Raw genomic sequence first — 13,883 nt, 5'->3', positions numbered from 1 at the left:
CCATGACGTTGCAGGAGTCACATCAGAATGTGCTCGACATCTTCGCCGCGATTACGTCGGTTGTCGGAGAGGATGGATGGGCCGAGGGGACCGAGTCGGAATGGAACGGCTGCTCCTCGCAGGGTGGAGCGGGGGCGCAGTTCATGCTCACCGCGATCCGGAATCAACCTCTCTCCGGTACGCCGGATGATGTGACGAAGCGTGTTGCAGCCGCGCTCAAGTCGAGGCTGGGCATGGAAGGTATCCGCGTACAGCACGACGAGACGTTGTCGCCTCCCCGGACGGTCATCGGTTACCCGAACGGCTACAACGGCGGGACCGCTGCCGACGGGTACGGATTGCAGTTCCAGACCGATCCCGGCTTCGTTGGAGTCATCATCTACGGGCACTGCGTGCCCGGAAACCCACCCAAGCTCGGGACACCGCTGAATCCGCGCCCTTCCGAATCGTCGAAGCCGTCAGGCAGTTGAGACCCTCCCGCGGTCGAGGGATGGTCCGGTGATCGCCCGCGCTCCGTCTCTCGGCGCTGGCCAAGTGTGGGAGGCGGGACGGACGGCGTGCTGCTGTTCGAGGACGTGGCAGACAGGGACGCAGTTTGACCCCGCGGTGTAGACGCTTGACCGTGATGTGCGCACTGGGCGCCTCCGCCGTTCTCCTCTTGACCCGTAAGGAGTCGTCGTCGCTCATGAGGTTCGGGATCTGCGGTCCCGCGATCCCGGCGTAGAGCAGCAGGAACTGGGCGAGCGAGAGGGGCATCGACAGCGCCGCACTCCGAGCCCAGTCGAAAGCACGATGCGCCATCTCGGAGTCGCGCGGTTCGATCGGCCTCCCGGCGAACACGGCGCGGCGGTCGCTCCGTCGGCCCGTTCGGTCGAGCTCGCGGACCGGCCACTGCATCGTCTGAGCCAGCTTGATCGTCGACGGGAGGATCGAACCGGTCCCGCTCAACCCGCCGAGCGCCAGGGCATACCCGAGGACGGTCAGGAACCGGCTCAGCGCATCGTCGCCGCTCGGCAGCAACAGCCCGACGACCGCCTTCGCGACGACCCCGCCGATGGCGATCCAGATCGTCCGCCGCCGAGCGCGACGGGCGATGCCCTCGTCGTCCCCCATGCACTCCAACCCACGAGGACCGCCCGCTTCGCGTGCGTCGCGGAGGCGAGGCGCGCCTCCAAACCGGACCGCCCTGCCAGCGCGGCCTGGGCCGCGGGGGTGAGTCGCGCCTCCCGGCCGTCAGGCGACGCCGCGCCGCGGACGGAAGATGCCCGCGCGGACCAGCCACACGTAGAGCAGGCAGCCGATGCAGACGTCGAAGACGGCGTTGAGGAACGCGGCGACCAGGGCGACCGCGGCACCGATCGGGGCGGCGTACGGCACGCCGAGCAGCGCGAGGAGCAGGGCGACCGCGGTCACGAACAGGCCGACCTGCTGGGCGAAGGTCGGGGGTTCCGGGGCCTCGAGTTCGGCGGGCGGGCCCAGGCGCGGGCGGACGACCCGTCGGAAGAGTGCGCCGTAGGGGTGACGGCGGATGCCGGCGATGCCTCCGACGGCGAACAGCACGACGATGACCGCGAGCAGCACGATGCCGGCGACCCACGTCGCGGGGATCAGCGTGAGGACGATCGTCGCGGCGAGCAGCACCGTGGTGATCGCGGCGCCGAAGCGCGGGGAGCGCGGGTCGATGCCGCGGTCGGTGTCGGTCGTGGTAGTCATCGGGACTCCTGGGTGCCGGTGGTGCTTGAGGTACCTGTGCCGCGTGTGGTGTCTGTTCTGCCTGTGGTCAGGACGGTGTCGAGGGCTGCGGCGAGCTCGGGTGGGCGGGGTGGGCCTCCGAAGCGGGTGCGAACGATCCGGGAACCGTCGACGAGCAGGACCGTGGGGGTCTGCAGGACGTTGAAGCGGCTCGCCAGGCCGGGGTGCTCGGCGAGGTCGATCTCGATCCGTCGAACGCCCTCGTGGTGGTCTGCGACGGCGTCGAGCAACCGGCGCGTGGCCGGGCAACGAGCACACGTCGGCGTGGAGAACTGGACGAGGGTGGCACGACTGCCGAACGCATCGGCGGAGGCGAGGTCGTCGACGGTGCTGGCGGTGCCGTCGGGCGCGGTCGGGCTGGGCTTCGCGCGGCCGGTCCTGGAACGCAGGAGCAGCCCGAGGACGGTGGCGAGGGCGAGAACCCCCGCCAGCACGGCGACGGCCACGATGACGGTCATGGTGTGACCGTACGTCGTGGTGCTGTCCGCACGGAAGCACGTGTCCGTTCGTGACGGTGCCGGGCGGTCTGGCGGTCCGGCGGTCCGGCGGTCTGGCGGTTCGGCGCGGCCGTCGCGTCGTTCAGCCGTCAGACGAGCCGCCCGCCGGGGTGGGGACACCTGCGCCGTGAACAGCGCACCTTTCCAGCGTCGGCGGCGGACGGCTCACCTGCCTACGATCGAGGCTGTGACTATCGACGTGACACCCGGGCGGTACCGGCACTTCAAGGGGAACGACTACGAGGTGGTCCTGGTCGCTCGTGACGTGGAGACCGAGGAGCCGGTGGTCGTCTACCAGGCGCTGTACGGCGAACGCGGGCACTGGGTCCGACCGCTCGCCGACTTCACCGCGCACGTCACCCGCAACGGGTACGACGGCCCGCGGTTCGTGCCGGTCGCCGGCTGACCGCCCGAGCGAGCGGTGTCGGCGCTCGCCCCTAGGCTTTCAGCGCACCAGAGGACGAGGGGGAGCGCATGCAGATCGGCGTCGACGGGCACGTGCTGCTCAGCCCGAGTGACCTGAGCACGTGGTCGGCCTGCGAGTGGGCGTTCCTCCGCCGCCTCGACGCCAAGCTCGGTCGCGGGGAAGCCCTGCCGGACGTGCACGACGACATGCTCGAGCGCACCGCACGGCTGGGGGACCAGCACGAGCTCGACTACCTCGAGGTCCTCAAGCAGACCCGCGCCGTCGTCGAGTTCGATCGCCCCGCACCGCCGGACTACGCACGTGCCGCAGCCGAAGCACGACAGGCCTTCGTCGACGGCGCCGACGTCCTGTACCAACCGACGTTCCACGCAGCGCCGACGGCCGACGCCCCCGGGTTCATCGGCTTCGCGGACTTCATCATCCGCAACGACCACGGCGAGTACGAGGTCTACGACACCAAGCTCGCCCGCCACGCCAAGATCAGCGCCCTGTTGCAGCTCGCCGCGTACGCCGAGCAGATGCAAGCGCACGGCATCCCGACCGGACAGCAGGTGCACCTGGTGCTCGGCGACCGGACGACCACGACGCACGACCTCGCCGACATCGCGCCGGTATACCGCACGCAGCGCGCCGAGCTGCAGCGGGTGATCGCCGAGCGCATCGCTGCCGACGCCGAACTGCAGTGGGGTGATCCGCGCTACTCGTCGTGCGGCCGGTGCGCCGTCTGTTCGACCCAGGTGGCCGAGCACCGCGACCTCGTGCTCGTCGCGGGCATGCGCCTGGACCAGCGGGCGAAGCTCATCAAGCACGAGGCGCGGACGATCGACGACCTGGCGGTCCGCACCCGGGCAGTACCGGGCTTGTCCCGCGCGACGCAGGATCGGCTGGTACGTCAGGCGAGCCTCCAGATCGAGACGGAGACCGCCCGACGGAACGGTGCCGACCGGCCGGACCAGCCTGTGAAGCCGCGCTTCGACGTCCTCGATGCCCGCGCGCTCGACGCGATCCCCGCACCCGACCCGGGCGACGTGTTCTTCGACTTCGAGGGCGACCCCCTGCACACCGAGGACGGCGTGCACTGGGGCCTCGACTACCTGTTCGGCCTGGTCGACGACCGCGCCGAGTTCACCGCGTTCTGGGCGCACACCATCCGCGACGAGCGAGTCGCGCTGGAGCAGTTCCTCGCGTTCATCGAGGCCCGGCGGCAGCAGTACCCGGGCATGCACATCTACCACTACGCGGCGTACGAGCGGACACACCTGCTGTCGCTCGCCGCCCGGCACGGCGTCGGCGAAGAGGCCGTCGACGACCTGCTGCGCGCCGGCGTCCTGGTCGACCTGTACCCGATCGTCCGCAAGGCCCTGGTCGTCGGGAGCCACAGCTACTCGATCAAGAAGCTCGAACCGCTGTACATGGGCTTGGACCTGCGCGAGAGCGACGTGACGAACGCCGCGGACAGCATCACCGCCTACGTCGACGCGATCGAGGAACTCCGGAACGGCGACGCCGTCGAAGGGCAGCGGATGCTCGACCAGGTCGCCGACTACAACGCCTACGACTGCCGCTCGACCCTGCGCCTGCGCGACTGGCTCCGCTCGCTGCGCACCGACGACCCGGACGCGGCCGACCCGGCACTCGAGCTCGAGGTCCCGCCGATCCCCGTCGAGCGCGAACCCAATCCGGTGTACGTCGCCCTGGCCGCGCAGCTCGAGGACGTCGACGCCCTCGACCGCACTCCTGACCAGACCGCGTTGGCGCTCGCCGCAGCCGCGATCGACTACCACCGCCGCGAGGCGAAGACCTTCTGGCAGGACCACTTCGACCGCCTGCGGAACCCGGTCGACGACTGGGCCGACACGCGTGATGTCCTCGTCGTGGAGCGGGCGTCCGTCGAGCGCGATTGGGACACGCTGCCGCGTGCTCGCTCGCAGTCGCGGGAACTCCGGTTGTCGGGGACGCTCGCGCCCGGTTCGCGGCTCCGGCCTGGAGGCACGCCCCACCTGGTCTACGACGACCCGCTTCCGCCATCGGTCACTTCTCCGGGCCCCGGGTCGAAGGGCGCGTCGTCGCGCGCCGTGATCGTGGACGTGTGGGACAACGGCGATGCCGTCGAGGTCCTGGTGAAGGAGGGCCTGCCCGTCGGTGGCGAGCCGCACCACGAGTTCCCGGCGGCCCTCGCCCCGTCGGCGCCGCCCCGTGCCAAACCCCAGCCCGAGGCGATCGCGTGGTGGGGGCAGGCCGTGCTCGACGAGCTGCCGGCGATGCTGCCCGACCCTGCGCTCGACCTGCTGCGCCGGGTGCCCCCGCGCGGTGCGATCGTCTCGGCGCAGGGTGACGACACGGTGTCGGCCGTGGTGTCGACCCTGCTCGGCCTCGACCGCTCGTACCTGGCGATCCAGGGCCCTCCCGGCACGGGCAAGACCTACGTCGGGTCGAACGTCGTCGCACGGCTCGTCCGCGAGTACGGCTGGCGGGTCGGCGTCGTCGGGCAGTCCCACGCGACGTCGGAGAACTTCCTGTCGTCCGTGGTGAACGCCGGCGTCCCCGCGGACCGGGTCGTGAAGGTGCCGAAGTCCGGCGCGACCGAGGACGACCTCGACGCCGCCGCGTGGACGCCCGCCAAGAACGGTGCCGCGGTCGCCGCGTTCCTGTCGTCGTGCGAGGCCTCGGGCACCGGCGGTGTCGTCGGTGGCACGGCGTGGACGTTCGCGAACGAGTCGACGATCGAGCGTCGTTCCCTCGACCTGCTCGTGGTCGACGAGGCCGGACAGTTCTCCCTCGCCCCGACCATCGCCTCGTCGGTCGCGGGGACCCGGCTCCTGCTGCTCGGTGACCCCCAGCAGCTCCCGCAGGTGTCGCAGGGTTCGCACCCCGAGCCCGTTGACGAGTCCGCGCTCGGCTGGCTCGCCGACGGGCAGCACGTCCTGCCGCCGGAGTTCGGCTACTTCCTGGCCCGCACCCGCCGCATGGAGCCCGCGCTCACCGAGTCCGTCTCGGCCCTGTCCTACGACGGGCAGCTGGCCTCGATGGTCTCCGGTCGGCACCTCGACGGCATCGACGCGGGTGTGCACCCCGTGCCGGTCGTCCACGCGGGCAACACGACGTCGTCGGCCGAGGAGGCCGCCCGCGTCGTCGCACTCGTCGGTGACGTCGTCGGTCGCACCTGGACGGACGGTTCCGACACGCGTGCCCTGACCGACGAGGACGTCATCGTGGTGGCGCCGTACAACGCGCAGGGAGCCCTGATCCGGCAGGAGCTGGACCGCGCGGGCTTCACCGGGACCCAGGTCGGGACGGTCGACCTGTTCCAGGGCCGTGAGGCCGTCGTGTCGATCGTGTCCCTGGCGGCGTCGAGTGCGGCCGACATCCCGCGCGGGCTCGACTTCCTGCTCATGCCCAACCGGTTGAACGTGGCGATCTCGCGGGCGAAGTGGGCGGCGTACCTCGTGCACTCGCCGGCGCTCACCACGGGCCTGCCGCCGTCGATCGCCGGTCTGTCGCTGTTGTCCCGCTTCATCGAGCTCGTCGAACGGGGCCGCTGATCGAGGCGACGGGGCGGATCCTCTAGGCTGCAGAAGGCCGAGGGGGCCAGGGGAGCGGGGGGCGATGTCTGCAGGAGCGCAGGGACCACAGCCGACAGCGGCACCAGTGCCGGGCCCGGTCGCGGCGCCGAAGGCGAACACGGCGTCGACGGTCGACCTGGTCGTCACCATCGCCCTGTTCGTGGTCATCGCGATGCTCAGCGGCTTCGCGGTGCTGTTCGGTTGGGTCCTCGGGACGGTGTCGCAGTACGGGTGTGACTGGGAGTCCTCGACGCGCGTCTGCAACCGGTCGATGGGCATGCAGACCGCAGTGGTCGAGGCGATCGTCCTCGTCGTCGTGTGCACTGCAGGCGGAGTGCTCGCGGCGAAGGGCCGTCGGAAGCGGCCGCTCGGGTGGCTCGTCGCGCTCGGGACGGCTGCGGCGGTGGCGATCGCCCTCGCGCTGACGCTTGCGGTGGTCGGGGCGGCGTCGGGTTCCTGACGCCCGCTTGACGGTTTCGGTTCACGAACCCCGCGGATCGCGAACCAGAACCGTCACACAGCGGAAAACGCCCCGCACTCGCCCGCCGCGGACGGTGGGACCGCGCGGGTCAGTCGTCGCTCGTCGGGACACCGCTCTGCATCCGGACCCGCATCTGGGCGAGGACGTCGGCGTGCAGGAAGTTCGCCGCCTCGGCACTCGTCGGGTCGACCACGATGCCGAACTCCTCGGGCAGCGCCGACACGAGTTCGAACATCGGCACCGGGCGACCCTCGGCCTCGGGCAGGCCGGCGGCGAGTTCGCCGGGGTCGGTGAAGACCGGCACGAACGGCTTGTCACGGATCATGACGTGGGCGACGCTGCCGGCTTCCGGACTGCCCGCCGGCTTCCAGGGCACCCACGCCGCGCTGCGCAGGAAGCCCGCCGGAGAGGCGGCCATCCTCCGTCGCAGTTCGGCGGCAGCGGTCGGCGGGGTCTTGTCGACGCCTCGGCCGAAGGCTGATCCGTTCGTCTCGTCGTTGCTCACGCCGACCATGCTGTCACGCCCGGGGGACACGGCGGGGCCGAGCCGCGCCTCCAGGTCGACGCCCAGCGCACGCGGACGTGCGCCGGGTGTCGGAGGTGACGGACTCAGTACGCGGCCGACTGCCCGCCGTCGATCGGGACGACCGTCGCGTTGACGTAGGACGCGTCGTCGGAGAGCAGGAACGCGACCACGGCGGCGATCTCGGGGGCCTCGCCGTAGCGCTTCGTCGGGTTGACCTGGATGAACTCCTCGGCCGCCTTGCGGGGGTTCTCCGCGTCGAGCTGCTTCATCGAGTTCTCGACCATGGGCGTCCAGATGGCCCCGGGGGCGATGGCGTTGATGCGGATGCCGTAGCGGCCGTACTCGACGGCCGAGTTGCGGGTGAGTCCGACGACGCCGTGCTTGGCGGCGGCGTACCCGGACTGGTTGCCGATGCCGCGGATGCCGCCGACGCTCGCGGTGTTCACGACCATGCCGGAGCCCTGCTCGCGCATGACCTTGAGGACCTTCTCGAGCCCGAGGAACACGCCACGCAGGTTGATCGACACGACCTTGTCGAACTCGGCGGCGGTGAAGGACTCGGTCGGGTTCTGCTTGCCCTCGATGCCGGCGTTGTTGAAGAAGCCGTCGATGCGGCCGAAGCGCTCGGTCGTGGCGGTGACGTAGGCGTCGACCTGGGCTTCATCGGAGACGTCGGCGACGGTCGTCAGGACCTGCGCGTCCGGGGTGGCGTCGAGGACGGCGGTCTTCGTCGCCTCGAGACCCTGCTCGGAGACGTCGACCAGGGAGAGCGCAGCGCCCTCGGCGGCCAGGCGGACGGCGGTCGCACGGCCGAGGCCGGAGCCGCCGCCGGTGATGAGGACGACGCGGTCGGTGAAGCGGGTGGTGCTGGTGGTGGTTTCGGGCATGGGGGAGGCCTCCTGAGGTCTTCGACGGTGAAGGGCTCGGGGTCCGCGGTGGAGCAGCGAGTCCGATCAATGCATCCGCATCGATAAAACTAGACTACACCTGTCGCGCAACGGCCTCGTCAGTGGGTGCCCAGCGGGTGCCCGCGGCCGACCTCAGCTCGTGATGATCGTGGTCGCCGTCGCGGTGGACGCCGCCATGATGACGATCATCGCAGCGGCTCGGATCTGCTCGAGCACGGCCTGCACCGCGGGGCTCGCCCAGGTCCCCGAGGTGATCTCCTCGACCAGGCCCTTGTCGACCGCGCCGAACTGCTTGCGGAGCGTGTTCGTCGCGTCGAGCAGCCCGATGACCGCAGCGGAGAACGGTGTCGGGCCCGCCCGCCGAGCCAGCACGTCCGCGATGCCCGATCGCAGCAGTGCCTCCGGGGCTCCGTCGCGCTCCGGGTGCTTCGTGGTGGGGAAGAGGCCGAGCACCTTGCCCTGCTCGACGCTGATGATGCCCCTGGCGACGAGGCCGGCGAACACGTCATCGCGCAGCCGCTGCTTGCCGAGCCGGCTCACCCACCACTTCGCCTTGCGCGGCGCACCCGATGCCGCGATCGACCCGACGACGCCGTCGAGTACCGGGTCGCCCGTGGCGGCGCCGTTGACGACGGTGACCAGGCCGTCCTGCAGCGAGACGACACCGCGGAGTGCGAGGTCCGCGAGGACCGCGCCCGCGAGACCGGTGTCCAGCGTCTGCCCGTCGAGGGACTTGCGGCCGCCGGGCTCGACCTGGAGGAGCGCGAACGCCTGCGGCACTGTGAGTTGCTCAGCCATGTCCGCAGCCTGCCACGCGGGGCGGAGGTGCGCCGGGCCTCCAGGCTGACACTCAGCGGCGCCGGGCGGCCCGACGTCAGCAGGCGCCGAGCACGCGTTCCATCGCGTCCCGCTCCGCCGGGGCCACCCAAAGGTGGTACTTCGTCTTCACCGTGACCTGGTGCTCGATGTAGGTGCAGCGGAACGCCTTGTTCGCGGGGAGCCAGGTCGCCGCGTCGCCGGAGCCCTTCTGCGAGTTGGACCGGCCGTCGACGGCGAACAGGTTCACCGGGTCGTTCGCCAGTGCCTGCCGCTCGGTCTCGGTGAGGCGCTGGGCTCCGGTGCGCCAGGCGTTCTCGAGCGCGACGACGTGGTCGATCTGCACGAGCGTCGAGGTCGTGTTGCCGCGGACGAAGTCCACCCGCGCACCGGTGTACGGCGAGACGAGGGTGCCGGTGAGGACCTTGCAGCGACCCTCGCGGGTGATGCCGGCCAGGTCGCGGGCGAGGACGTCGTTCCGCGTGTCGCACCCGTTGTGGTCGACGTCGAGCCAGGCGCTGCCGAAGTCGCCGGTGCGGTCGTAGCCGGTGGCCGCCGCCTTGCCCTTGACGGGCAGGTCGGCGAGCTGGGTGCGTGCGCGGACCGCGTCGGCGTCGGTTCCGCGGCTGACGGTCGGACTGGAGGCCGGGCTCGCCCCTGACGACGCCTCCTGCGGTCCGATCGTGGTCGTCTCCACGGCCGTGGGACCGCCCGCAGCGGTCGTGCCGCCCGCAGCGGTCGTGCCGGCCGCGTCGGTCGTGCCGGCCGCGTCGGCGTCCGGGCCGAGGGCCCCGGTGGCGTCGAGGGCGTACCCACCGACGGCGAGGGCCAGGACGACGAGGACGGAGGTCAGGGTGATGCGGCTGCGGCGTCGGCGGGACGTCATGCGGTGGGACTCCAGGTGGTGCGGGGCGGAACGTGGTGCGGTGGTGCGGGTCTGGCGGGACAGGGACGATCATCTCGTGCGTGACCGACATACCGGGGCGGCGCGCGCGGCACGGTGCGGGGTTGGTCGGTGTGTGCGGTCGGGGTTGTTCGGTGCGGGGTTGTGGGGTGGCACGGGGCGGGCAATCTCGCACGGGTTGAGCGACCTTGCACGGTGCGGATCTGGCGCGGCGGCGGGGCGGCGTGGTGAGCACGGTGCGGGGTTGGTCGGTGTGTGCGGTCGGGGTTGTTCGGTGCGGGGTTGTGGCGTGGCACGGGGCGGGCAATCTCGCACGGGTTGGCGGATTTCGCACGGTGCGGATCTGGCGCGGCAGCACGGCAGCGTGGTGGGCACGGTGCGGGGTTGGTCGGTGTGTGCGGTCGGGGTTGTTCGGTGCGGGGTTGTGGCGTGGCACGGGGCGGGCAACGTCGCACGGGTTGGCGGACCTTGCACCGTGCGGATCTGGCGGGGCAGCGGGGCAGTGCGGCGGCGGGCAGCGCGGCGGCGGGCGAACAGCGGGGGAGCCGGCAGGCGGCGGGTCAGGTCAGCAGGGAACGGATGTCGTCGGCGGTCAGGTCCTCGGCGAACAGGGCGTCGTCGTCGATCATCGTGGCGAACAGCTCGGCCTTGCGGGCGGCGAGGGCGAGGACCTTCTCCTCGATGGTGTCCTCGGCGATGAACCGCTGGACGCTCACCGACCGGGTCTGACCGATGCGGTGCGTGCGGTCGACGGCCTGGGACTCGGCGGCGGGGTTCCACCACGGGTCGAGCACGAACACGGTGTCCGCCTCGGTCAGGGTGAGTCCGAAGCCGCCGGCCTTCAACGAGATGAGGAACGCCGGAGCGGTGCCCTGCCGGAAGCGTTCGATGACCTCGGGACGCTTGCGGGTGGAGCCGTCGAGGTACTCGTAGCCGATGCCGCGGGCGTCGAGGGCGTCGGACACCATCCGCAGGAACGAGGTGAACTGGCTGAACACCAGGGCGCGTCGCCCCTCTGCCGCGAGCTGTTCGAGTTCGTCGAGCAGCAGGTCGAGCTTGGCCGAGGGGATCGGGGCCGAGCCGGACGTGACGTCAGAGTCCGCCGACGCCGACCCGGACGCTCCGGCGGACACCAGCGCCGGCGACAGCGCGAGCATCCGCAGCAGCGTCAGCGACCGGAACACGATCATCCGGTTCTTGGAAAGGTCGTCGATCAGGTCGAGGACCTTCAGCCGCTCCCGGTTGAGCGTGCGCTCGTACAGCGCACGGTGCGCGGGGTCGAGCGTGACCCGGACCACTTGTTCTTGCTTCGGGGGCAGGTCGGACGCGACGGCTTCCTTGGTGCGGCGGAGCATGAGCGGCCGGATCCGTCGACGGAGCCGCCCGGTGAGTTCCTGACGGGCTTCGCCCCGGAGCTCGGGTGAGGCGAGGGGCTTCACGTAGTCGTCGCCGAACCGGGTCCAGGTCGACAGCAGCCCCGGCGCGACGATGTGGAACAGTGCCCACAGGTCGGTCAGCCCGTTCTCGAGCGGGGTGCCGGTGATCGCGAACTTCACCGGTGCCTGCAGCTCCGAGGCGACACGGTGGGTCTGCGACTGCGGGTTCTTCACGAACTGGGCCTCGTCGAGCACCAGCGCCGACCACGGCAGGTCGGTCCAGGCGTCGGCATCGAGCCGGAGCAGCGCGTAGGACGTGACGACGACGTCCGACGCGGCGGCGGTCCGTGCGACGAGCCCGGGGTCCTTCAGCGACGTCGAGGTCACCGTCGCGACCCGCAGCGACGGCACGAACTTCGCGGCCTCGGCCGCCCAGTTGCCGACGACCGAGGTCGGTGCGACGACCAGGAACGGGGGAGCGTCGGGCTCCGCGGCACGACGGGCGGCGACCATCGCGAGCACCTGCAGCGTCTTGCCGAGACCCATGTCGTCGGCGAGCACCCCGCCGATGCCGTGCGTCACCAGGAACGACAGCCACGCGTACCCGGCGTGCTGGTAGGGCCGCAGGTCGGCGTGCACGGTGTCCGGCACCGGGACGTCACCCGGGGGAGTCGCCCCGAGCAGCCCCGCGGTGATCGCCTGCCAGCGTTCGTCGTGCGAGGTCTCGTCGGCCAGCAGGTCGAACTCGGTCCACAGCCCGGCGTGCAGCGGCGTCACGGCGATCGGCTGGTCGGGCTCCCACTCGTCCAGGTCGCGGGCCTCGTCGATGAGTTCCTTGAGCCGGTCGAACGCGGGGTCGGCCAGGGACAGGTACGAGTTGTCGACGAGCTTCAGGCGTCGCTGCCGACCCGCGAGCGCGGTGAGCAGCAGCGTGAACGGGATCTGCTTGCCGTTGACGCTGACGATGATGCCGAGGTCGAACCAGTCGTGCTTGTCCGACGGCATCGTCGTGACGCGGATGTGCGGTCGCCCGCTCAGCCGCTCGTAGTCGAGCCGCTCGCCCTGCACGACGGTGCGGACGCCGAGCGACGGCAGCTCCGGCAGGAACTCGTTCGCGAACACCGCGACGTCGGCGCCGTCGATGGTGCCGTCCTGGAACCAGTCCAGTCCGCCACCGGGTCCGGCAGTGCGGACGGGAGGCCCGGCCCGCGTCGCGTCGTCGGCTGCCGTCGTCGCCGTGGCCGGCTCCACCGCCGCGGCCGGGTCCGAGACGGGAGTTTCGTCGGTGCCGGCCGGATCGTCGGCGGCACGGAGCCCGGACAGGTCGGGGAGCGGACCGTGCAGGGACACCGGGTCCTTCCGGCCGTCGACGTGCCAGCGCCAGTGCAGGTGCACGCGGTCGTCGGTGCGCGGCGCCCGGGCCGGCTCGAAGGTCGCGGTGAGCACGAGTTCGGGCGGGGTGCGCTCGGGCAGCTCCACCGAGCCGTCCGAGCTGACCAGCCCGAGGGCACCGCGCAACCGGGGCGACCAGTCCGCCAGGAACTCGTCGACCTCGGCCGTCGGCACGGTGATGCGGGTGCCCTCGACGAGCATGCGGCGCTGGTCCTCGGGCACCGGCGCGGGGGTCGGGGCGACGGCGACCGTGAACTCGGGGCTCTCGCGGAACACGTAGACGCCGTGGTCGCCGATCATCCGCGCCGCACTGGGCACCACTGGTCGGCCGTCGAGCACCGCACTCGCGCCGATCACCACGGCGTCGTCGTGCCGGCCGACGTCGAGCAGCACCTGGGCCTGCGTGCCGAGCACCGCGCCGCCCTCGCGCTTGCCGGTGACGAACGCGATGTCGAGCGTCGCGGCCTGCTGCAGGAGCGGCCAGAGCAGGGGACTCCGGAAGTCGTCGAGGTGCAGCCAGTCGCTCTCGCCCGGCAGCCCGGCGAGCTGCCCGGCACGGTGCAGGGCGGCGAGCTGCAGGAACCAGGCGTGCTGCTCGGCACCGACGCCGAGCCGGTTCTGCGAGTAGGGGAGCGTGCCCCAGGTCAGCTGCCCACGCACCCAGTTGCCGGCGTCGCTTCGGGTCACCGGGCGGACGCCGAGCCGCACGCTGCGGGACGCCGTCGGCAGCGCACGGCCCGCGGCACGGGCTCGCGAGGCGAGCTTGGCGGGGACCGCGTCACGCAACTCGAACTGCAGCCCCATCCGCGTGCCCTGCGGGGTGGGCGCCTGCTCGTCGTCACCGGCGAGGCGGGCGAGGTCGTGCCTCCAGTCAGAGGGCGGCGGAGCCGGCGCGTCCGGACGCGGGCCGGCGTTCGCGGCGAGGGCGCGGGCGTTGATGGTGAGGAGCGCAGCCGCGACGTGCTTGCAGTCGCCGCCGAGCGGGCAGCTGCAGCTGCTGCGGACCGGGCGGACGAAGTCGCCGCGAGCCGGGGTGGTGTCGACGCGCAGCTCGTACGGGTCATCGGCGGTGCCGGACACGACCGCGGTGACCGTGCCGTCGTCGTCGTGCCAGGTGGCGTCGTCGACCAGTCCGGCGCGGACGACGTCGCGTGCACGGCCGAAGGTCTGCGGCCCGACGAATCGGATGACGTCGACGGCGTCGATCATCGGGGCTGCTGGCACGGGTCCATCGTGCCAGT

Annotated in this window: 11 protein-coding genes; 4 read left to right on the top strand and 7 right to left on the bottom strand. The window is 71.6% G+C overall.

The features are described 5' to 3' along the window. Window positions 1–2: 2 nt before the first annotated feature. The gene (locus tag ITJ50_RS13105; RefSeq protein ID WP_056068165.1) at window positions 3–470 is read left to right on the top strand and encodes a hypothetical protein; all 468 of its coding nucleotides are present in this window, start codon (window positions 3–5) and stop codon (window positions 468–470) included. A 763-nt stretch (window positions 471–1,233) separates the two neighbouring features. Here the strand turns inward: ITJ50_RS13105 and ITJ50_RS13100 are convergent. Next, window positions 1,234–1,713 carry a DUF4395 domain-containing protein gene (locus ITJ50_RS13100; RefSeq protein WP_017886528.1) on the bottom strand — a complete coding sequence of 160 codons (480 nt, stop codon included), beginning with the start codon at window positions 1,711–1,713 and terminating at the stop codon, window positions 1,234–1,236. After that, window positions 1,710–2,210, bottom strand: a complete 501-nt coding sequence (locus ITJ50_RS13095; protein WP_082509324.1) for a thioredoxin family protein — start codon at window positions 2,208–2,210, stop codon at window positions 1,710–1,712. The genes ITJ50_RS13100 and ITJ50_RS13095 overlap by 4 nt, the downstream gene beginning before the upstream one ends. 226 nt (window positions 2,211–2,436) lie before the next feature. Here ITJ50_RS13095 and ITJ50_RS13090 point away from each other — a divergent pair, with 226 nt between their 5' ends. The 3 genes from ITJ50_RS13090 (at window position 2,437) to ITJ50_RS13080 (ending at window position 6,699) form a co-directional block, all read left to right on the top strand. After that, window positions 2,437–2,655, top strand: coding sequence for a DUF1653 domain-containing protein (locus ITJ50_RS13090; protein WP_231564030.1), 219 nt, complete (start codon window positions 2,437–2,439; stop codon window positions 2,653–2,655). Window positions 2,656–2,723: 68 nt separating this feature from the next. Further along, window positions 2,724–6,218, top strand: coding sequence for a TM0106 family RecB-like putative nuclease (locus ITJ50_RS13085; RefSeq protein ID WP_194590643.1), 3,495 nt, complete (start codon window positions 2,724–2,726; stop codon window positions 6,216–6,218). 64 nt (window positions 6,219–6,282) lie between these two features. Beyond that, window positions 6,283–6,699, top strand: a complete 417-nt coding sequence (locus ITJ50_RS13080) for a hypothetical protein (protein WP_194632762.1) — start codon at window positions 6,283–6,285, stop codon at window positions 6,697–6,699. A gap of 109 nt (window positions 6,700–6,808) precedes the next feature. On the opposite strand, the gene ITJ50_RS13075 is transcribed toward ITJ50_RS13080, so the two are convergent. The 5 genes from ITJ50_RS13075 to ITJ50_RS13055 form a co-directional block, all read right to left on the bottom strand. After that, window positions 6,809–7,225, bottom strand: coding sequence for an SseB family protein (locus tag ITJ50_RS13075; protein ID WP_194590641.1), 417 nt, complete (start codon window positions 7,223–7,225; stop codon window positions 6,809–6,811). A 104-nt stretch (window positions 7,226–7,329) separates the two neighbouring features. Continuing rightward, complete coding sequence (locus ITJ50_RS13070; RefSeq protein WP_042537417.1) at window positions 7,330–8,133, bottom strand: glucose 1-dehydrogenase; 804 nt, start codon at window positions 8,131–8,133, stop codon at window positions 7,330–7,332. A 153-nt stretch (window positions 8,134–8,286) separates the two neighbouring features. Next, window positions 8,287–8,952 carry a GOLPH3/VPS74 family protein gene (locus ITJ50_RS13065; RefSeq protein ID WP_082046814.1) on the bottom strand — a complete coding sequence of 222 codons (666 nt, stop codon included), beginning with the start codon at window positions 8,950–8,952 and terminating at the stop codon, window positions 8,287–8,289. 76 nt (window positions 8,953–9,028) lie between these two features. Beyond that, on the bottom strand, window positions 9,029–9,856 hold the full coding sequence (locus ITJ50_RS17950; RefSeq protein WP_194590640.1) for an HNH endonuclease family protein: 828 nt from the start codon (window positions 9,854–9,856) through the stop codon (window positions 9,029–9,031). Window positions 9,857–10,434: 578 nt separating this feature from the next. Further along, window positions 10,435–13,866 (bottom strand): SNF2-related protein, encoded by a 3,432-nt coding sequence (locus tag ITJ50_RS13055; protein ID WP_194590639.1) that lies wholly within the window; start codon window positions 13,864–13,866, stop codon window positions 10,435–10,437. Window positions 13,867–13,883: the final 17 nt, after the last annotated feature.

It is taken from the genome of Curtobacterium sp. VKM Ac-2889, assembly GCF_015350855.1.
In the GTDB taxonomy this organism is placed as follows: Bacteria; Actinomycetota; Actinomycetes; order Actinomycetales; family Microbacteriaceae; genus Curtobacterium; species Curtobacterium poinsettiae.
Note: the sequence above shows the minus strand (reverse complement) of the source record. Positions and strands in the feature narration are given on the sequence as shown.